The organism is Alteromonas sp. BL110, from assembly GCF_003443615.1.
Classification (GTDB): domain Bacteria; phylum Pseudomonadota; class Gammaproteobacteria; order Enterobacterales; family Alteromonadaceae; genus Alteromonas.
The window spans coordinates 176,882-196,056 of record NZ_CP031967.1; the positions used below are offsets into that span (position 1 = coordinate 176,882).

17 protein-coding genes and 8 tRNA genes are annotated in these 19,175 nt (G+C 43.5%); 15 read left to right on the forward strand and 10 right to left on the reverse strand.

Features of this window, described 5'->3' with window-relative positions:
• The first annotated feature begins 96 nt into the window (after window positions 1–96).
• The 10 genes from D1814_RS00770 (at window position 97) to D1814_RS00815 (ending at window position 3,810) form a co-directional block, all read left to right on the forward strand.
• Window positions 97–1,110: a peptidylprolyl isomerase gene (locus D1814_RS00770; RefSeq protein WP_118489666.1), complete on the forward strand. Its 1,014-nt coding sequence runs from the start codon at window positions 97–99 to the stop codon at window positions 1,108–1,110.
• Between the two features lie 171 nt (window positions 1,111–1,281).
• Window positions 1,282–1,358 (forward strand) — tRNA-Met (locus D1814_RS00775).
• Between the two features lie 35 nt (window positions 1,359–1,393).
• A tRNA-Leu gene (locus tag D1814_RS00780) sits at window positions 1,394–1,478 on the forward strand.
• A 4-nt stretch (window positions 1,479–1,482) separates the two neighbouring features.
• A tRNA-Gln gene (locus D1814_RS00785) sits at window positions 1,483–1,558 on the forward strand.
• 35 nt (window positions 1,559–1,593) lie between these two features.
• Window positions 1,594–1,678 (forward strand) — tRNA-Leu (locus D1814_RS00790).
• 2 nt (window positions 1,679–1,680) lie between these two features.
• A tRNA-Gln gene (locus D1814_RS00795) sits at window positions 1,681–1,756 on the forward strand.
• Window positions 1,757–1,808: 52 nt separating this feature from the next.
• A tRNA-Met gene (locus D1814_RS00800) sits at window positions 1,809–1,885 on the forward strand.
• 32 nt (window positions 1,886–1,917) lie between these two features.
• Window positions 1,918–2,002 (forward strand) — tRNA-Leu (locus D1814_RS00805).
• A gap of 4 nt (window positions 2,003–2,006) precedes the next feature.
• Window positions 2,007–2,082 (forward strand) — tRNA-Gln (locus D1814_RS00810).
• Window positions 2,083–2,403: 321 nt separating this feature from the next.
• Window positions 2,404–3,810 (forward strand): alanine/glycine:cation symporter family protein, encoded by a 1,407-nt coding sequence (locus D1814_RS00815; protein WP_118489667.1) that lies wholly within the window; start codon window positions 2,404–2,406, stop codon window positions 3,808–3,810.
• Between the two features lie 67 nt (window positions 3,811–3,877).
• On the opposite strand, the gene D1814_RS00820 is transcribed toward D1814_RS00815, so the two are convergent.
• The 3 genes from D1814_RS00820 to D1814_RS00830 all read right to left on the reverse strand — a co-directional run bounded on the left by D1814_RS00820 (window position 3,878) and on the right by D1814_RS00830 (window position 8,240).
• Window positions 3,878–6,457, reverse strand: coding sequence for a hypothetical protein (locus D1814_RS00820; RefSeq protein WP_118489668.1), 2,580 nt, complete (start codon window positions 6,455–6,457; stop codon window positions 3,878–3,880).
• A gap of 215 nt (window positions 6,458–6,672) precedes the next feature.
• The gene (locus D1814_RS00825) at window positions 6,673–7,329 is read right to left on the reverse strand and encodes a cupin domain-containing protein (protein WP_025254767.1); all 657 of its coding nucleotides are present in this window, start codon (window positions 7,327–7,329) and stop codon (window positions 6,673–6,675) included.
• A 116-nt stretch (window positions 7,330–7,445) separates the two neighbouring features.
• The gene (locus D1814_RS00830) at window positions 7,446–8,240 is read right to left on the reverse strand and encodes an SDR family NAD(P)-dependent oxidoreductase (protein WP_118489669.1); all 795 of its coding nucleotides are present in this window, start codon (window positions 8,238–8,240) and stop codon (window positions 7,446–7,448) included.
• A gap of 105 nt (window positions 8,241–8,345) precedes the next feature.
• On the opposite strand from D1814_RS00830, the gene D1814_RS00835 reads away from it, so the two are divergent.
• The gene (locus D1814_RS00835) at window positions 8,346–8,690 is read left to right on the forward strand and encodes a winged helix-turn-helix transcriptional regulator (protein ID WP_118489670.1); all 345 of its coding nucleotides are present in this window, start codon (window positions 8,346–8,348) and stop codon (window positions 8,688–8,690) included.
• A 14-nt stretch (window positions 8,691–8,704) separates the two neighbouring features.
• Here D1814_RS00835 and D1814_RS00840 read toward each other — a convergent pair whose 3' ends face one another.
• Window positions 8,705–9,325 carry a flavin reductase family protein gene (locus tag D1814_RS00840; RefSeq protein WP_118489671.1) on the reverse strand — a complete coding sequence of 207 codons (621 nt, stop codon included), beginning with the start codon at window positions 9,323–9,325 and terminating at the stop codon, window positions 8,705–8,707.
• 92 nt (window positions 9,326–9,417) lie between these two features.
• Between D1814_RS00840 and D1814_RS00845 the strand changes: the two genes are divergently transcribed.
• Window positions 9,418–10,002, forward strand: coding sequence for an acyl-CoA thioesterase (locus D1814_RS00845; protein WP_118489672.1), 585 nt, complete (start codon window positions 9,418–9,420; stop codon window positions 10,000–10,002).
• Between the two features lie 229 nt (window positions 10,003–10,231).
• On the opposite strand, the gene D1814_RS00850 is transcribed toward D1814_RS00845, so the two are convergent.
• Entirely contained in the window at window positions 10,232–12,793 is a 2,562-nt protein-coding gene (locus tag D1814_RS00850; RefSeq protein WP_118489673.1) for a TonB-dependent receptor plug domain-containing protein, read from the reverse strand.
• 578 nt (window positions 12,794–13,371) lie between these two features.
• Entirely contained in the window at window positions 13,372–13,542 is a 171-nt protein-coding gene (locus tag D1814_RS19360; protein ID WP_162889808.1) for a hypothetical protein, read from the reverse strand.
• Between the two features lie 205 nt (window positions 13,543–13,747).
• Between D1814_RS19360 and D1814_RS00860 the strand changes: the two genes are divergently transcribed.
• Window positions 13,748–13,930, forward strand: coding sequence for a hypothetical protein (locus D1814_RS00860; RefSeq protein ID WP_118489674.1), 183 nt, complete (start codon window positions 13,748–13,750; stop codon window positions 13,928–13,930).
• A 159-nt stretch (window positions 13,931–14,089) separates the two neighbouring features.
• Here D1814_RS00860 and D1814_RS00865 read toward each other — a convergent pair whose 3' ends face one another.
• A complete protein-coding gene (locus tag D1814_RS00865; protein ID WP_118489675.1) occupies window positions 14,090–14,641 on the reverse strand; it encodes a carboxymuconolactone decarboxylase family protein in 552 nt (183 codons plus the stop codon).
• 152 nt (window positions 14,642–14,793) lie between these two features.
• Between D1814_RS00865 and D1814_RS00870 the strand changes: the two genes are divergently transcribed.
• A complete protein-coding gene (locus D1814_RS00870; RefSeq protein ID WP_118489676.1) occupies window positions 14,794–15,384 on the forward strand; it encodes a TetR/AcrR family transcriptional regulator in 591 nt (196 codons plus the stop codon).
• Window positions 15,385–15,472: 88 nt separating this feature from the next.
• On the opposite strand, the gene D1814_RS00875 is transcribed toward D1814_RS00870, so the two are convergent.
• From D1814_RS00875 to D1814_RS00880, 3 genes are all read right to left on the reverse strand, one after another.
• Window positions 15,473–15,955 carry a hypothetical protein gene (locus tag D1814_RS00875; protein WP_118489677.1) on the reverse strand — a complete coding sequence of 161 codons (483 nt, stop codon included), beginning with the start codon at window positions 15,953–15,955 and terminating at the stop codon, window positions 15,473–15,475.
• 85 nt (window positions 15,956–16,040) lie between these two features.
• Window positions 16,041–16,217 carry a hypothetical protein gene (locus tag D1814_RS19365; protein ID WP_162889809.1) on the reverse strand — a complete coding sequence of 59 codons (177 nt, stop codon included), beginning with the start codon at window positions 16,215–16,217 and terminating at the stop codon, window positions 16,041–16,043.
• Window positions 16,217–17,416, reverse strand: a complete 1,200-nt coding sequence (locus D1814_RS00880; RefSeq protein ID WP_118489678.1) for an FAD-dependent monooxygenase — start codon at window positions 17,414–17,416, stop codon at window positions 16,217–16,219. The genes D1814_RS19365 and D1814_RS00880 overlap by 1 nt, the downstream gene beginning before the upstream one ends.
• 306 nt (window positions 17,417–17,722) lie before the next feature.
• On the opposite strand from D1814_RS00880, the gene miaB reads away from it, so the two are divergent.
• A complete protein-coding gene (gene miaB / locus D1814_RS00885) occupies window positions 17,723–19,156 on the forward strand; it encodes a tRNA (N6-isopentenyl adenosine(37)-C2)-methylthiotransferase MiaB (RefSeq protein ID WP_118489679.1) in 1,434 nt (477 codons plus the stop codon).
• Window positions 19,157–19,175: the final 19 nt, after the last annotated feature.

Sequence of the window (19,175 nt, forward strand, 5' to 3'; positions counted from 1 at the left end):
TAAAGCCACCGCAAGGTGGCTTTTTTGTTTGCCGCAAACAATTGTGAAGCATACATAGGGCTGATATAACTAATAAAAAAACTAACGAATTTTACAATGATTTGTAAACAGCTCTGTAATTTACACCCGTTTGCAGTATCGAAAGTCACGTCACTACGATACACACAACTTAAAAAACGACAATTTTTATTTAAAGCCTCGGTTAGAGCATTATGTTTACTGGGTTTTGCTAGTTTTTCTCTTGCCGGTGAAACTCAGATTAAAGCGGGAACCACACAAGCTAACATTAGCGATAGTGAAATAGCGCCAACATTGGTGAGTAATACCGATAGTTGGTATCAAGTCCCCAAAGCTAATACGGTAACTTTCAAAACCGCACATGGCGACGTGGTTATTGCACTTCATCCTACCCTTGCGCCAAAACACGTGGCTAGGTTCAAAGCCCTTATAGAGGCGGGATTTTACAACGAGCAAGCGTTTTATCGTGTAGTAGACGGCTTTGTTGCACAAGCAGGTAGCAATGATACTCACGACGCAACTGAGTTTGCTGAAAGTCTACTTAAGCCAATCAGGGCCGAATTTACCCAGCCACTTAATAGCAATGTAAACATAGTGGAATCTAAGGATATGTTTGCACCTCACACTGGCTTTTTAGACGGATTCCCTGTAGGCGTTGATAAAAACCGAAAGGAAATGTGGGGGCTTCACTGCCCTGGCGTTGTGGCATTTGCTCGCAATAGCGAAATAGATACCGCCAGTACCGAGTTTTATATTGTAATTGGTCAAGCGCCACGACATTTAGATAGAAACATGTCGGTAGTCGGTCGCGTAGTGAAAGGTATGGAGCTACTTCAAAAATTACCGAGAGGCAATATGGCCACAGGTGGTGTGTTAGATGACATAACTCAAAAGAGTAAAATTAAGCAGGCTTTTATACATAATAACAACGCCACGCCTTACTTTTTACAAACGCCAGACCACGAAGAATACAAAAAGCGGGCTAATACGGGAAGAAACTTAGATAACCCGTTTTTTCACGACAATACCTATGGTCCGCGCCCTATTGACGTGTGTTATTACCAGACAAAACCCAGTATTAAAGCCTGGTAAAAGAGGGCATTACCCCTTGCAAGTTGTTCAAAATCACGGCTTTTTGTGCGTATTTCGCCCTAATACGCACACTTAATGAGCATTTAAAAAAAGTTAGTAAAAAAGGGGTTGACGGTTGCCAGTCATATACGCATAATACGCGCCACTTCCTGAGAGGGAAGAGAATAGCAAGGCTACGTAGCTCAGTTGGTTAGAGCACATCACTCATAATGATGGGGTCGCAAGTTCGAATCTCGCCGTAGCCACCAATTCTCGTTTATCTCTTTTAGGAAAGTCTAGCTGCGCGGAAGTGGTGGAATTGGTAGACACGCTGGATTTAGGTTCCAGTGCTTCACGGCGTGAGAGTTCAAGTCTCTCCTTCCGCACCACGACTGGGGTATAGCCAAGTTGGTAAGGCAGCGGGTTTTGATCCCGCCATTCATAGGTTCGAGTCCTGTTACCCCAGCCATTCTTTTTTGAATGACTATTATAGCTAGCGTCTACGCGGAAGTGGTGGAATTGGTAGACACGCTGGATTTAGGTTCCAGTGCTTCACGGCGTGAGAGTTCAAGTCTCTCCTTCCGCACCATTTGGGGTATAGCCAAGTTGGTAAGGCAGCGGGTTTTGATCCCGCCATTCATAGGTTCGAGTCCTGTTACCCCAGCCAAATTCTTGAGAAGCCGCTCATCGAGCGGCTTTTTATTGAAGATAAAAGTTTAGGCTACGTAGCTCAGTTGGTTAGAGCACATCACTCATAATGATGGGGTCGCAAGTTCGAATCTCGCCGTAGCCACCAACTTTTACATTCCTTAATTGGAAGTCTACATTGCGGAAGTGGTGGAATTGGTAGACACGCTGGATTTAGGTTCCAGTGCTTCACGGCGTGAGAGTTCAAGTCTCTCCTTCCGCACCAAAATTGGGGTATAGCCAAGTTGGTAAGGCAGCGGGTTTTGATCCCGCCATTCATAGGTTCGAGTCCTGTTACCCCAGCCATATTTTTGAAGAAGCCGCTCTTTCGAGCGGCTTTTTTGTATCTGCTTGCCTACGTATAACAAAACACTGGCCTTCTTCCCTTTAAATGAATAAATTTGCTATATGAGAGCATAAAACGTCATAGTTTCAGTACGTTTTCATTGTCCAATCATTTAGCTGTCGTGCTAGTATTGGTTCTTTATCGATATAGATCGGCTTATTCTAAGGTTTAGGAAATATTTTTTTGCTAAAGCCTAAACGTTTGTTCTGACAACGCACCTGTCATGTTCAGTTCATTTTTACACGCCGAGCTACAATTAAAACAATAACGAAGGAAAGTGCGTGATAAACGAATTCGTTTCATTAGTTAATAATATTCTTTGGGGAGACGGCCAGGTACTCATTATCATGCTACTTGCATGTGGTATTTGGTTTACCGTAAAGCTAGGCGGTGTGCAGCTTAGACATTTCGGTCATATGTTCAGCCTGCTTAAAGGCAGTAACACCTCTACTAAAGACGGGATCAGTTCATTCCAAGCTTTATGTACTAGTTTATCTGCCCGTGTGGGTACGGGTAACTTAGCAGGTGTTGCCGTTGCTATATCACTTGGTGGCTCTGGTGCTATCTTTTGGATGTGGATGATTGCCCTATTAGGTATGGCTACAGGCTTTGCAGAAAGCGTATTAGGTCAGCTTTATAAAGTGCGCGACGAAAATGGCGAGTTCCGTGGCGGCCCTGCTTACTACATAAAGCAAGGCCTAAACAAAACTTGGCTAGCCGTCGCATTCTCTCTGTGTTTGTTCTTTGGCTACGGCTTTGTATTTAGTGCCGTTCAAGCCAACACGATTACCGATGCATTAAACAATGCTTACTCCTTCCCCACCGAATATGTAGGACTGGCCATTATTGCTCTGGCAGCCTTAATTGTAGTGGGTGGCCTTAAAAGCATAGCCCGCTTTGCCGAATTCGTAGTGCCCTTCATGGGGATAGGCTACGTGCTAGTGGCCCTTGCCATTACCTTCATTAATATTTCCGAACTGCCCGCTATGTTGCTTGATATTATAAAATCAGCATTTGGCTTGCAGGAAGCTGGCGCTGGCGCACTAGGTGCTGCCATTAAAAATGGTATTCAGCGTGGCCTTTATTCAAATGAAGCGGGTAGCGGCTCTGTACCACACGCAGCGGCAAGTGCAGTTCCAAACCCTAATCACCCGGTTTCTCAAGGTTACATCCAGATGCTTGGCGTTTTCCTAGATACACTTATACTGTGTACGTCGACTGCGTTTATCATTCTACTTGCTGGCGGTTCAAGTTCTGATCAGATGGAAGGCATACGCTTAACGCAAGACGCTATGAGCAGTCACTTAGGTGAAGGCGGTACAGACTTTGTAGCAGCCGCTATCAGTTTGTTTGCGTTTACTTCTGTGGTAGCAAATTACGCCTATGGCGAAAGTAACCTACACATGTTCAAGCTAGATAACAAAATAGGGCGTCTAGTCTACACCATTGGCTATTTAGGCATGATTTACTGGGGTGCACAAGCAGCGCTACCTCAGGTATGGGCCATGGCCGACATGGCGTTAGGTTTAATGACGGTTATAAATATCATCGCTATTGTATGGATGACCCCAACCATTGTTTCTATCAGCAAAGACTATTTTAAGAAAAAAGACACTGGCGCTAATATGGAATACAAAGTGGGGGATTGTGAGATTCAGGGTAAGTCTGAAGATGGCGTGTGGGATTAAGCTCAAGGCTTAACTTTAAGTAAGAAGGGGCGTCAGTGATGCCCCTTCTTATTTCTATAAACTAATTTTAATGGGTTTGATAAAGTACCTTGCCGGTAGCAAAAGTTAACCTAACATTACCGTCACTATCATCATCACAGTAAATATTATTGTTCAAACTGCCGTCTCTTTCTGAGTCTGCTAATAAGAAGTCAGACTCCCAAACAAGCTCCCCCGAATGTATATCTAACGCATACACTTTTGATTTAGCTTGGCGAGAATCATATTGCAAGTCATCGGCTAAATTAAACTCTGGGGTAATGACATATGTTATGCCGTGAGTTTTTGTATCAGTAAACTCGCTACAATAGTCGAAGCGATTTGCTGATGTAATTCTTGGTAACGCGACGCTTGAATCAGAGTAAACAGAAACGAAGCTATCATCGATAACATTATAAATGTGATTGAAAAGAAGCTCTTGTGGATTGGTGCTGTTAACGTTTATTACTTCTCTTACCATGATAGATACAAAGGGGTATTCATCAAAGTATGTATTCACAATAGCTGGTTCATCGGACACAAGATACACCTCTCGATCCGTTGGATATTTCACTTTCCTAACGACTTCAAAGCTTTCAGGTGTCTTTTGTAAAATAACGAGATGGTCGTCGACTACCATTGCAATATAGTCGTCTTCCTGCCAAGTATAGCTACTAAGCCCTCTTATTCGTCCGCTTCCTTCAAGGCCCCATAGGGTTAATTGAGCCACTTCCTGCATGCTGTCTTGCTCAACAATGAAGATGTACTGGTTTACCCTTACGAGAATATAACTAACGCCGTTCGCTTCAAAAAATTTAAATTCTGGAGGACTGCCATTTACGTCTATCGCGTATTCAGCAACTACATTGCTGTTAAAGCTCTTTCTCACTAATGTTGAAGCAAACACTTCCCAACCGTAGATATCAAGAGATGTAGTCGATAAAGAAATGAATGTAGGCTCTAACTCTGCAGTCGTTACTTTAGTGAATGAAGTACTTCTGTTTTCGTTTAAACTAAATAAACCCTTTAAGCTCCCCACTGCATAGCCATCACTTTTAGCGTCAATGTTCCCCAAAACCTCATAATCATCGGCGTCTGAAGTTAAATTCTCTACAACAGGGGCCGCTGTGCTGTTGGTAGCTACTGTAAGTGTGTGCTTGAGCCTTGTTGCATAATCGCGATTTCTCACTTCTATTTCAAAGTTAACATTTAGCGGGTAGCCAAAATTAGGAACAAACGCTTCCCATTCAATGGTTCCGTCATCGGTTATTTGCATATCTAGCGGCGACGTAACTAACCTGAATTCGTATGGCCCGTTACCTTCTGCATTTATTATCTCTATATTGTTTGAATATACTTCACCCACCTGCAGGTTAGACGCTAAGCTCGCAAGCTCTATTTGTGGCTGGCTTTGTCTGACATAAACTGAAACCGTCTCAGGAGCTGATTCAACCTTGCCATCAAAAGCGATAACCTGAAGTTGATACTGACCTGACTGCGACATGCTTACACTAGTGTTACTAAAACCGTTATTTTGAAATGTAACGTCTGCACCGTCAGGGGCCGATAGAACACTCCATTGAAAAGTAAGAAGGTCGTTATCAGTATCGCTGCTTTCGCTTGTATCTAATAACGTAAAGACGTTGCGGTCAGCTTCAATTGATGCTGATTCTACGCTAACAACTGGCGCCCTATTGTCATCACGCAGGTAGTCTTGTTCGCCAATAAATGAAAAAGGGATAACTAGCGTAGGCTCTTCAGCGGAGTTTATGTCACTAAACAGGCCAATGGAAACGGCCCCACCCTCCTTTTCTTTGATTACGAGTGAATTTGACCCCGTAATAGCAATAGCAATAGACGGGGAGGTAAACGAACCTGGACTCATAGTGGTAATATCAATATAGCCATAAGGAGAGATATACATCCTCCCTTCAGGAACTAGCACTGGATTGTCCTCGGATATAGTGGTGTCGATGTCTAAATCATCAATAAACACTACAACACCTGAAGACGCATAGGTGAGCAGTCCGTTTAAGGTGGCAGCTTCGGTGTATTGTTCACCTACAGATGCTTCAATCGTCCCCTCAAAATTTGCAACCATTCGTGAGTTGTCGATGGTTAAGCTATCGAATGACAAGGTTCCCTCAAACGACTCACCGTTAGATGACACAGACGACACAAACAGTTTTCCCTTGCCATTAAAAGTATAAGGCCCCAAAGCACAATTAATGTATTCAACTTCAGACGTATCGTTATTTAATTCACCAACAATTAACTGTCCAGACTCACAATCCTCTCCTGTAGGTTGTTCGTGGTCGGTTAATACGCGATCGAAGCGGGCATAAGGGAATTCGTCTGAATGCACTAACATGACGGATGTATCCAGAGCCGATGTTACATAATAAGCAATATCATAGGCCGACGTGCTGTCTACTACCGCTTCATTCTTAAGCCCCTCATACTTGCTAAAAAGTCCGCTTGGAGGGGTTGTGGGTGTTGTTGGGTTAGTAGGTGTTACAGGGGTAGGTGAAGAGGATGAGGAACCACCTCCTCCACCGCACGCTGTTAATGCCGACAACGTAATTATTGCAACCGTACTATATTTAAGTAGTTTAGCTGATTTGTTCATATTACACTCATAGCTTAGAGCATACTTTGTAAGAACAACGTAGAACAAAAATAGAAGAGGTAATGGTTCAGAGAAGTAAACTTATTCTAAAACGCGACTGCTAAAACTATCCGTGTCTTTACACTGTTAAGATGCTCAGTTCTTCTCTGTTGAAAATAGAGCCGAAAAGTTAACCAGTTATCCCCCTCTTTTCAAGATCTATTTAATTATTGTATTTACAATGCTACAGGCAAATGCCCGGTTTTAACCCAAATCACTGTTTCTTCATCAACGTAGGGATGATGCTGACTCATATGTGGGCTTCTTATCCACGTACCTTTGGGATATTTACCGTGCTCATCTTTGAACGCCCCTGACAGTACAAAAATCTCTTCACCACCAAAGTGTCTGTGAGGCTTAAACACTTCGCCAACGGGCCACTTGACTAAAGCTACATGCTCGTGTTCAAAGTTGTGTAGCGGCATCACTTGTAAACCGCCCTGCCCTTGAAGCCATTCTGCCGTATTAGTGTTCACCCTAACCTCAGCCAAATCGCGCTTATCGAATTGATTCAGTTTAACCAAAATCACGCAGCCTTCTTTACTAAACGGGCTGTGTTTACTGCCAGGAGGGTTACGCAGATAGGTGCCGGCAGGGTAGTCTCCATGCTCGTCGGAGAAAACGCCCTCTAGTACAAGGATTTCTTCTCCGTACGGATGGCTATGCTGCTTGAAGTTAGCACCCGCCTCGTATTTGACGATACTAGTGGTATGCCCTGATTCCTTTGCCTCACGCTCTAAAGGCTTGCGCCATACCGTTGGCGAAGGTGACGCCTGCCACTCTTGCAGGTCAGAGTTGATTACTAAGCGTTCATCAAAATTCATATTTAGCATCGTTGTTCATCTCATTTTGTTTCGTGCAAGCCGGTATCACTAACTAGGCGCAAACATTATCGCGCGTTATATTACCAAGGTGAAGACAACGCAAGATAATGAAAACGTACTATTTATTAGTTTCTACCTGCCATAACACCGCCATCAATATCTAATACGGTTCCGGTAGTCCAATTAGCTCTTTCTGATAACAGATAAAGGATGCCATGGGCTACGTCTTCTGGAGTTCCTATACGTCCTATCGGATGAAACGCATTGAAACCTTCTAATACTTCATCGGTTTGCTCTTCTGGTACGAATGCATTGTAAATAGGTGTTTTAACTACCGCTGGCGATACTGCATTTACACGTATACCATCGTCGGCAAGCTCCATGGCCAGATGCTGAGTAAGTGAATGCAACGCTGCTTTTGCCATGGAGTAAGCAGACGACGGCGTTGCCTTAACAGCCTGCTTAGCCCACATAGAACCAACATTAACAATACTACCAGCGCGGTGTTGTGACATCTTTTTTGCTACCGCTTGGGTAATGAAAAATAGGCTTTTATTCAACTCATGATAAATATCATAATCTTCACGTGTATGAGCTAAAAACGGTTTAGGGTTAAAATAACCCGCGGCATTAATTAAATAATGGATAGGCATAGCGGCCTCTTCAACATACTTGATCAATTTTTCTACGTCTTCCGTGATATACAAGTCAGCTTGAATGGCGTTTAAATTAACTGTTGAAGTATTTGCGAATGTACTTAGCGCTTCTACCGCTTCTTTCAGTTTGTGCTTATTTCTACCCACAAGCGTAACGTTAACGCCTTCGCTCACCAATAGCTTAGCGGTGGCAAGACCAATGCCACTAGAGCCGCCGACAATCAACGCACTACCGTTTTCACAAAAAGTGTTCGAATGTGACATTTTAATTCCTCTCACTGTTTTCAATTCGTGATAACCTTACGCCTTAGATAACTCGATGAATAGTAAGTATAATTTGGTACAGTAAGTACTTTTAGGTACATCTTTATGAATTCTAAAGAAAAACAAATCGAGCGAAAGATCCCGTCTCAACAAAGTGCGCGCATGGTAGAAACGATTTACGGCTGTAAATGGTCGCTCACCGTTTACCAACTCTTAGCTAATGGTATTAACCGACCCGGTGAAATGGTGCGCATTGTAGACGGACTAAGCACTAAGGTATTAAATCAGTGCCTGAAGAAAAATACTGAATTTGGTATTTTGAAAAAAACGGTTTATCACGAACTTCCGCCTCGGGTCGAATACCAGGTTACAGAGTTTGGAAAAAAGTTTTTAGCAGTGCTAGAACAAATAGAGGCCTTACAAGAAGACCTCAACCAACTATCTAGATAGTATCGCCACCTCAATCACTCAGGCCTTAGCAGCTCAAAAAAGTTGTCTTGGGAGACCTTAAAATAGTCTCCTCGTCCACCGCCACGGCTAATAGGAGCCCCCTTTAGGGTTTTATAAACGCCATCTTCAATGAGTGACTTATCGATATGCACACCTACGACTTCACCCATGACAAACCAGCTTCCAACTGTGTCCCCTGTCGCTGACTTAAGCTGTACCACATCGGTAAGTTTACATTCCATGCTCACTTTGCTCGCCTTTACACGAGGAACCCGCACTATTTCACTGTCTATGGTCTGAAGACCTGCATGGTCGAACTCACTTTCCTCTGGCGCTAGAGGTTTGCTCGTTGTATTCATTGCAGTAACTAAATCTTGCGATACGAGATTCCAGCAAAACTCACCTGTTTCCTGTACGTTTACCAATGAGTCTTTCTTACTACCTACTACAGAAAAGCCGATAATTGGCGGCGTATAATTCAAAGCATTGAAAAAACTGTAAGGGGCAAGGTTTAACACACCCGCTTTTGATTTTGTAGAAATCCACCCTATAGGACGAGGAGCAATAATCGCGTTAAACGGATCGTGAGCTAAGCCATGACCTTCTTTTGGTTGATAAAAATGCGTTTGTGACAAAACCATTCCTTATTATTTGTGGTAGGGTAAAACTATTACTGATATGAACGCTTACCCAGTGTTTTTCAAGGGTTTTAGATTAAAGGTTGTTTATGACTGCACGTAGTGTCGCTTTTTCGAGAACAAGACTGACTGAATTAATGGTACCGTCATTCGCAAATTTTGGCGGTAAAGTGCATGGAGGCGTTATCTTATCTTTAATGGATAAGGTCGCATACGCGTGTGCAAGTAAGCACGCAGGCGCTTACTGCGTTACGGTAACTGTGGATGGTGTTGAGTTTTTGCAGCCCGTTGAGGTTGGTGATCTTCTTCATCTTGATGCTACTGTGCATTATGTAGGGAACACATCGTTAGTTGTGGGGATAAAGGTAACTACAGAGAACATAAAAACAAACGAGGTTAAGCACACTAACAATAGCTTCTTCACCATGGTAGCTAAAGACGACAACGGTAACCCTGTGGCCGTTCCTGAACTTGAACTCTCTACCCACTATGAAATGCGCAATTATGTAACCGCTATCCGTCGCAGTAAAATCCGTAAAGAAGCACAAGTGAAGCTTCAACGCGATTACGACGCCTTTATTCCCAAAGAAGATTTTGCACTTCTTGATGCGCATAGATGCACCGTTACCTTTGACCGGGATGATGTACCCGCAAAACAAAACGATGAAGATTAAAGGGTAAAATTGAAGGTGAAAGACTTATAGCAGCACTGTAATACACTATTGATTTTAACGGTATTGCGCTGCCCTCACATAGCGTCTTGCCCCGCAAATAAAAAGCCCCTTAAGGTTGTATATCTAACCTTAGGGGGCATTTCAAATTAACTTCTCGAGTATTTTTACGTACATCCTAAGCGCTTAATTAAAAGCACTTAGTTAAAACCGCATAATTAAAAGCACTTAATCAAAAACGATATGCAACTTTTCCGTAAACATAGCGGCCGGTGAAGCCGTAAGGCGAAAAGCTTGAATACGGGAACAAGCGAGAGAAAGTAGTTACATCATCTACCAAGTCACGTGTTGCCTCTGGGTATACATCGAAGACATTGTTAGCACCAACTGAAACGGTTAAACCTTCCGTTAGCGCAATGCGGATGTCTAAATCTGTAATCCATTCTGAAGGAATGATTTCGTTTCTTGCTTCAACTGATGATGGATCTTCTACTTCACCATAACGGGTGGTACGTAACGTTGTAGTGTAACGGTCGTAATTCCACGTAACGCCTAAATTAAGCTTGCTGTCAGGGGAAGCAGTTTCAAAACGGCGAAGCTCCACATCATCAAACAAGTTATCCTGATCAAACCCAGCGTTTTGAAGTACATCAGGCGCGTCGATTACACTGGTTACTTCATTGTCGTTAAAGTTAGCGCCTGCATTAAAGTTAAACGCACCGTAGTCTGACGTATTGAGCGTATAGGTAGAGACAATATCCACACCCTCTGTGCGTGAATCTATCGCATTTAGGAAGAATCGTGCTTGATTGGCGCCCGTTCCCTCTAGTAATGCCTCAATTGCCTCTCCCGAAAGATTGTTCGACAACACAATACGGTCGTCGATATCGATACGGTAGAAGTCTACGGTTAAATTGAAATCAGCTGTAGGCGAGTAGGTAAAACCAGCACTGTAGTTATTCGACTCTTCTGCATCGAGACCTGGGCTACCAAGCGCTTGCGCCACATCACTTGATGGTGCAAATGTGCCCGTTTCGGTTGGCTCACCATCAACAAATACGGTAGCAATAGAGGTAAAGAATTGCTGCTGAAGAGACGGCGCTCTGAAGCCTGTTGATACCGACGCGCGAAGCGCAAAAGCATCGCTAAGCGTCACGCGGTGCGACATCTTCCAGTTAAACGTACTGCCAAAATCAGAATAATCTTCATAGCGCCCTGCCACCGCTACGTTCCAATTTTCTACTACGTCAGCTTCTACATCAACGTAAAAGCTGTAGTTGTGGCGGCTGTTATCGCCCGCTGATTCTGGCGTAAAGCCAGGGAATACTTGCGCGCCAGCCGCGCCAAATGGCCCGTCTACCGGGTCAGTTACCGCCCCACCGGGGCCAAAGGTACCTTGAATGTAAGAGTTTTCTTCACCGGCTGTAATGTCGTAACCTTCATGGCGATACTCTGCACCCATTGCAAAGTTCATCTCGCTATAAAATAAACCTGTATCTACTAGCCGAGAGGCATCTGCATTAATGATAGTGGTATCGTACTCTAGCGTACCGGCATCAAACTCAGTCTGGCTTGTTGGACCAAGTGACGTATTTAATGTATTTACTACGCCGTATTCTAGCTCGTTACCGCCATGGGTCACTGACAAGTCGTAGTTCCAAACGTCGCCATAGCCTTTAATTCCAGCGATAAGCGATATATCGGTAATATCGGTTTGGATAGCGGGTAAGAACCCGTCAGGATAAATCTCAACAATGTTACGCGAATCTTGTGCACGACGATAAAAACCACTGCCAAGAGAGTCACGAGTGCTATAGCCAGCTGTGGTGTAAAACTCAACGCTATCGGTAAGCGCTTTACCCGCATTAACGAACAGCGCGTAGTCCTCTACCTCGCCATTTCCGTAAACGTGATTGTAGCGATTAACCGTAAGTTCACGAGGGTCTAAATTCCCCTCTGCATCGCGCGCATAGTTTTCTCGCTGATCGTAGTCCGCGCGATTTGCTTGACCGCGGTCACGATATTCAGCAGAAACATTTACAAAACCATCATCGCCCCACTCAAAACCGACATTTCCGCGAAGGGTGAAAGTTTGACCGTCGGTTACCTCTCGGTCACTGCCTTCTTCAAATGCTAAATTACCGTCAGCGCCAATACTTACCCCTTCAAGGTTAGGTACACCGTCCATTGTTGTTACGTTAGCGCCATAAGTTGCCGACACTTCGCCGCCTTCGGCCGCGTCTTTCAATACAATATTAATTACACCAGCGATAGCGTCTGAACCGTATTGCGCCGCAGCACCGTCGCGCAATACTTCAATTCGCTTGATAGCGTTAGCAGGAATAGCGTTTAAATCTACTGCTGAAGAGCCACGCCCTACCGAGCCGTTTAAGTTAAGTAGAGCAGAGGTATGACGGCGTTTTCCATTTACTAATACTAGAGTATGGTCAGGTGCTAAGCCCCGCAGTTGGGCTGGTCGTACGTGGTCTGTACCATCGGTAATAGAGGGCTGAGGAAAGTTAAAGCTAGGCAGCAACTGATTTAAAATCATGTTGGTTTCAGTTAGGCCCGTCGCTTCTATCGAAGAAGCGTCGATGATGTCGATAGGAACGGGCGAGTCATTGACGGTGCGGCCAACCCGTCGTGAACCTACAATTTGAATTTGCTCAACATCTTGCTCATCAACAGAAGCTTGGTCTTGTGCAAGAACCGACGTGGAAAAAGGCATTCCAGCTATTGCAGAAGCAATAAGGGAAAGCTTAAAAGCAGAAGCGTTAAATTTTGCCTGTTGCATTGTGTTGTTCCTGAATTCTTTTAAATTTTACTTATTGAAGTGTGCTGTCTTGTACTTAACCGCGTTGATTTGGGTTTAAATACAATAACTTCATTCTGTTGTTGGGGTACTGCTAAACGTCAGATTGTCTGGTTAGACTTATTATTATTAGAGATGAAAAGCACCAGGTGCTTTCGAACTGAGTAAATCACAAATAGATTCGCTCGCACAATACTAAAGTAGTAATAAAAGCGTAATATCGACGACAGGTAGATTTTTAAAGGTGAAGGGACGGAATTATCTTTTTTTAGACTAAAAAAGCCAATAATAAGGGTTTGTAACTCTCGCGGGCCATGGATGGCAGACTGATAGGGATACAAAAAAGCGCTCTGTAGAGAGCGCTTTTTATCATATTTCTGGGGGTGGCAGTTACGCCTTTTTAAGCTTCTTCTTTAACTTTTTTAGCTTCCCTTCTTGCTTAGCAATTTTAGCTTTAGTTACCTTTATTTCTTTTTTAAGTTCTTTTTTCTTAGCCATGATTTAGTTCCTTATCATTATTTGTAGTGTTGGCCTTACGCGCACCATGTTTGGTAACGCCGTTATTTTTCGCCGTGCTTAGCGATAAACTCTCGAATAAAATGCCTAACTTCGCGAGCAGCAGACGTGTCTAATTCTTCGCACAATTCTATAAATTGCGCTCGCTCTTCGTCGTTAATACGAATAATCATCTGACTATTCTTTTTCTTCTTTTTATTGTTTTTCTCAGACATTTACGACCTGCTCTAAAAGTAGACTACATTATTCAACTTGAAAATGTATAGTCTATGTATATACATTTCAAGAGGTTTTGAACTTTTCCGTTAGGTTTTTCATAAAAGCGTCATAACGTTGTCACAATAGTGACTTTAGGCTAGGCCATAGTTCTGTTATGAAAGTAACGTCAACTAACGCAAAAAAATCAGAAGTGAAGTAGACATGACACAAACACAATCGATAACTCACCTATCGTGTTTCATTGAAGCGGTTGCTATTGCGAAGCAAAACAAATGTTCAAACAGCAATGACTTGAAAGTGTTGCTGCAGCAAAAAGGTTATGAAGAGTTTGTTGCGAGTGAAACCGTAGAAGAGTTGAGCCCCCAGCTACCTTTGGCATCTTAAATCATTGTTTTTAGATACACATAAAACTTCTATTTGCTGTTTGAGGCTTAACCATCATTAAGTGCGCAGATATCTAAGCGTTTTGGCTAGCGTATTTAGCGATTACAAAAACGAAAAACGGAAGCTAGGCTTCCGTTTTTAATAGTTCGCGTAGTGCGCTTATTTAGGTGACCATTCGAATTGTTTGAACGGTTCATCAACCGCTGTTTCGGCCAAGTGATTCGTATAGTTACTCATCACTTTTTGCGCCAAAATAAGAATAATTTCGAGCAGTTGCTGATGCTTATAACCAGCGCTGTAGAACGCATCTAACTGCGCGCTATCAACATTACCTCGACCGCGAGTTACGGCAAGTACGGTCTCTTTCAGCGTATTTAATTTGCTGTCAGACAATGTTTCGTCGTTACGTAGCTCTTCAATCAAGTCATCGCTTACTTTCATGCTTTTAGCAATGCCTGTATGCGCAGGTACGCAGTAATGACATGCGTGTTCTACGTTTACTGCCTGCCAAACTACTGTTAGTTCTTCTGCATTGAAGGACGTTTCTTGGGCTAGCTTGTGTAGTACTTGATAACCTTCGAGCAACGTTGGCGCTTCTGCCATTACTGCATGTAGGTTAGGAAGCATGCCGAATGCGCTAACCGAATTATCGATTAGTGGCTTTGCCGCTTCTGGCGCTGTGTCTTTTGTATGTAATTTAAAATCGCTCATATCACTCTCCTATTGATGTGACTAGAAATTAAAGTAACCCTTTTGATTACCCTTACCTCTTTAATGTGAGATCAATAATATGTTTACTTGAACGATCGTTCAAGCGATAATTGAACACATGTTCAAAATATTCACGCATAAGGTATGCAGCTATGAAATATGATCACGATGACATTATTGAAAAAGCCACTACGCTTTTTTGGCAACGAGGCTTTCATGCTGCGGGTATGCGCGATATTCAACAAGCGTTAGATATGCGCCCCGGCAGTATCTACGCTCGCTTTCAAAGTAAAGAAGGTTTATTCAAGCTTGTTATTGAACAGTATGCACAGAACAGTGCGAACCGCTTGAGACAAGTAGCAGAAGCAGCATCGCCTTTGCACGCGCTTTACAGCTTTTTTGAAACGGCATTAACCGGCCCAGATGAGCAGCGCTACATGCGCCAGTGCTTGCTGGTTAAGTCTATTGCTGAATTAGATATTATTGGTGATGTTGCTAAAAAAGCAGTACTCGAAAGCATGGAAGCGCTTAAAAATGGTTTTAGAAGTATTATCGAAGTCTGTATCGAAAAAGGTGAATTGCCTAAACATACGCCAACGAAACTGGCCGCAGAGTGGCTTCAAAATCAATTCGTAGGTTTACGTGCGTTCGCTCTTATGCAAGATGAAAACACAGCAACTATTCAGATGATCGACAAAGTAATGATCGATTTAAAAGGGCAATGGCCTCAAAAAACGCATTAATGTGGATTACGGCTGAAAGGGGTTGAAAAAGGCTGAAACAGCGTATTTTCACAATGAGTGCTTTAAAAGCAGTTGCATAGAATATGGCTTAATTAAACAAACGCCTCGGAATAACTCTCTTTATCCAAGCGAAAAAATTATTTTCGCTAGCTTTTGAATCAAATTGGGTCCCCTTTATTTCAACCCACTGTTCTTGGTCATCAATTACTTTACCATCGACAAAGGGGACGTATAACTGGTCACCTTCAAAGTGGGTTCTAAACTCTAAGTAAAAGTCGCCTTGCAGCTCCTCAAGTAAGGCATCAGACTCCCCCAAACCGTCGGGAAGAAAATAATAAAACTGAGTAAGAATAAGTCTTCCTTCAACACTTAGCTGATAACAGCCTGCATAGCCATCCCAACAGGCAGACATCACCTCAACCTTTTCGGGGTCAGGTTTACTTTTTAACTGATAAAAGTGTTGCTCGCCTTCTACTGATGGGTGCCCTTGCCAAATATAGTAAAGGCTATAGCCTTTTAAACTAACTAACGGACATTGATTAGAAAATCCTTGCGAGAACTGTACGGTCATTCCTTTGAACCTTTTTAATTATGAATAGAGTTAGCTTAAACAAATGGCAAGATTTTGCGACTTTTCAAAACCTAAGCAAAAGCTTTTAGGAGAAGAGCAAACGCAGTAATTGCGCAACAAGCAATATTCCCATTAAAGGCCAAATCCACTTCGCCCATTTAGCCGCGTCTTCATTACTAATGCGCATTTTAGAGCGCTCTATTAGCGGTATAATCAATGCCAATGCACCAAACAATACAGCCAGTAAAATTAATACTTCCATTATCGTAACCCTATCGCATATTTAAGCACTTGTTGTTTAGCAGGCTCCATGCGCTGCGCCACAGAAAGCAGCTGGTTTCTTACCCATTTAATGGGGGCAATATCGTTACTAAACAAGGTATAGAAACCATCCATTGCGCTCATCATTACCAAGTTATCTCGCTTTCGTGGCCTTTCATAGTCGTTCGCGAGCATTTGCAAAAATCGTTTATCCGTAAGCGACAGTTCACCAGTACTGTGGCTGAAATTAATCTTAGCGGTAACCGATAAAAACGCCTCTATATCTTTAAAGCCTAAGTTCACACCCTGCCCCGCCAATGGATTAATGGTGTGCGCTGCATCGCCAATTAACACACAGCAGCCTTTAACATAGTGATTCGCATGAGAACGGGTAAGCGGAAAAACCGCTTTATCTACAACAGAAAAGCTGTTGTCATTTTTAGTGAGTTCATCAGGAAACGTTTCAAGGATTTCGCTTTCAAGTTGGCTCGCTTTTAAACTTTTTATACGTTTTAGTTCGTCGGGCGAGTCGTACCACACAAGCGAGGCATAATTGTCGAACATAGGCAAAAACGCTTTTGGGCCGCTTGAAGTAAATTGCTGCCAAGTCACAGGCTCTACAGGCTGTTTCATTTTGATTGTTATACCCATTGCCTGTTGGGCATACTGCCAACCTGTGGTGCCAATACCGGCCGCCTTTCTTACCTGAGAGTTTGCACCATCGGCACCAATAAGCCACTTAGCCTCTATCGTTTTGCCGCTAGATAGTTTAACGGTAGCAGTATTAGCTAACTGAATGTCTTGCACTGTGTGGCCACTAATAAGCTCTACATTGTCATACTGCTTTAGTGCTTCGTGGCAACCTAGTTGCAACAATCGGTTTTCTACAAAGAAACCCAGCTGAGGCATGTCGATACTTTGTGCGGTAAAATCTGTTCGATGAGACGGATGGTCCCATACACTTAAACCTGTGTAGGGTTTCACGCGCATGGCAGCAATATGGTCCCACGCTCCCAATGCTTTTAATAGGGTAACCGACGCCTCGCTTATAGCTGAGACCCGTAAGTCTGGGCCATCTTCAGCTTTATATGTTTCAGGTAAATAAGGCTCGATTACCGCTACTTTAAACTGCTGTTGGGCCAGACCTAGGGCGAGTGCTGCACCTACCATACCACCGCCATTTATACAAAAATCGACCATTTACTCTCCTTAAAACACGCACTTGCATTATGTCTTAAAACACAAAGCGCTGTGAAGTAAAACGTACAACAGGCTTGGCTTAGATCAATTCTTCACGAATCGTCGTAAGACACTGGGAATATGCCTGCATAACAGGTAAAATATGCGGCTATTTTGAACATCTTCCTGTAACTGACATTTCCGATGCATTTTGCATGGGCGCTTTCAACGCCCTATGTAGGATAACATTCTGGCAGACACCTTAACTGAACAAAGGTGATACTGCATTCACTTACAGGAACACTAACAGGTTATCGAATAGTTGTTATGACTAAAAAGCTGTATATCAAAACCTGGGGCTGCCAAATGAATGAGTACGACTCGGAAAAAATGGCAGACTTACTAGACTCAACGCATGGCTATAGCGCTGCACAAAGTGCTGAAGAAGCCGACGTTATTTTGCTTAACACCTGCTCTATTCGCGAAAAGGCGCAAGAGAAGGTTTTCCATCAACTTGGTCGCTGGAAGACGTTAAAGCAAGACAAGCCTGAACTTATTATTGGTGTAGGCGGCTGTGTGGCTTCTCAAGAAGGTAACACCATACGCCAGCGTGCGCCGTTCGTAGACTTGGTATTTGGCCCTCAAACGCTGCACCGTTTGCCTGAAATGATCAACGAACTTCAAGGCGGCGCAAAGTCAGTGATTGACGTGAGCTTCCCTGAAATTGAAAAGTTTGATCGCCTGCCTGAGCCACGTGCTGAAGGCCCCACGGCGTTCGTTTCAATTATGGAAGGCTGTTCAAAATATTGTACGTTCTGCGTAGTACCTTACACCCGTGGTGAAGAAGTAAGCCGCCCTGTTGACGACGTGCTGCTTGAAATTGCACAGCTTGCAGGTCAAGGCGTACGTGAAGTAAATCTTCTAGGTCAAAACGTTAACGCGTATCGCGGTGACAATTACGACGGCACAATTTGTCGTTTCTCTGAGTTGCTAGAGCTAGTAGCTGCTATCGATGGGATCGACCGTATTCGTTACACCACATCTCATCCGGTTGAGTTTACTGACGATATCATTGAAGCATACGCGTCTATTCCTGAGTTAGTTGACCACCTGCACTTGCCTGTTCAAAGCGGCTCTGACCGTATTTTGAACCTAATGAAACGTGGGCATACGGCAATTGAATACAAGTCGAAAATGCGTAAGCTGAAGAAAATTCGCCCGAACATTAGCTTGTCGAGCGATTTCATCATTGGCTTCCCTGGAGAGACCGATGCCGACTTTGAAGCTACCATGGATTTAATTCAGGCAGTGGATTATGACCTTAGCTTCAGCTTTATTTACAGTGCCCGCCCAGGTACACCTGCTGCTGACGCTGTTGATGATGTAAGTGAAGAAACGAAGAAGCAACGTCTTCACCTGCTTCAGCAGCGTATTACGCAGCAAGCCCTTCGTATTGCTCGTCACATGGTTGGCACAGAGCAACGGATTTTGGTTGAAGGCCCGTCTAAGAAAAACCCAATGGAGCTTTCTGGACGTACTGAAAACAACCGCGTAGTAAACTTTGAAGGCACACCAGATATGATTGGCGAATTCGTTGATGTAAACATCACAGACGTATTTACCAACTCACTACGTGGTGAAGTTGTGCGCAGAGAAAGTGAAATGGGCTTGCGTGTTGCAGTTTCGCCCCAATCTATCATGGCAAAGCATCAGGCAGATTTGCCTAATGAGCTTGGCGTGGGTCAATTTAACCCAGCCTAAAAACAATTTTATAGCGAGG

Bases quoted from the DNA above. Each gene is read 5' to 3' on its own strand.
- D1814_RS00770 (WP_118489666.1), top strand. From the start codon at position 97: ATGATTTGTAAACAGCTCTGTAATTTACACCCGTTTGCAGTATCGAAA.
- D1814_RS00820 (WP_118489668.1), bottom strand. From the start codon at position 6,457: ATGAACAAATCAGCTAAACTACTTAAATATAGTACGGTTGCAATAATT.
- D1814_RS00825 (WP_025254767.1), bottom strand. From the start codon at position 7,329: ATGCTAAATATGAATTTTGATGAACGCTTAGTAATCAACTCTGACCTG.
- D1814_RS00830 (WP_118489669.1), bottom strand. From the start codon at position 8,240: ATGTCACATTCGAACACTTTTTGTGAAAACGGTAGTGCGTTGATTGTC.
- D1814_RS00835 (WP_118489670.1), top strand. From the start codon at position 8,346: ATGAATTCTAAAGAAAAACAAATCGAGCGAAAGATCCCGTCTCAACAA.
- D1814_RS00845 (WP_118489672.1), top strand. From the start codon at position 9,418: ATGACTGCACGTAGTGTCGCTTTTTCGAGAACAAGACTGACTGAATTA.
- D1814_RS00850 (WP_118489673.1), bottom strand. From the start codon at position 12,793: ATGCAACAGGCAAAATTTAACGCTTCTGCTTTTAAGCTTTCCCTTATT.
- D1814_RS19360 (WP_162889808.1), bottom strand. From the start codon at position 13,542: ATGTCTGAGAAAAACAATAAAAAGAAGAAAAAGAATAGTCAGATGATT.
- D1814_RS00860 (WP_118489674.1), top strand. From the start codon at position 13,748: ATGACACAAACACAATCGATAACTCACCTATCGTGTTTCATTGAAGCG.
- D1814_RS00865 (WP_118489675.1), bottom strand. From the start codon at position 14,641: ATGAGCGATTTTAAATTACATACAAAAGACACAGCGCCAGAAGCGGCA.
- D1814_RS00870 (WP_118489676.1), top strand. From the start codon at position 14,794: ATGAAATATGATCACGATGACATTATTGAAAAAGCCACTACGCTTTTT.
- D1814_RS00875 (WP_118489677.1), bottom strand. From the start codon at position 15,955: ATGACCGTACAGTTCTCGCAAGGATTTTCTAATCAATGTCCGTTAGTT.
- D1814_RS19365 (WP_162889809.1), bottom strand. From the start codon at position 16,217: ATGGAAGTATTAATTTTACTGGCTGTATTGTTTGGTGCATTGGCATTG.
- D1814_RS00880 (WP_118489678.1), bottom strand. From the start codon at position 17,416: ATGGTCGATTTTTGTATAAATGGCGGTGGTATGGTAGGTGCAGCACTC.
- miaB (WP_118489679.1), top strand. From the start codon at position 17,723: ATGACTAAAAAGCTGTATATCAAAACCTGGGGCTGCCAAATGAATGAG.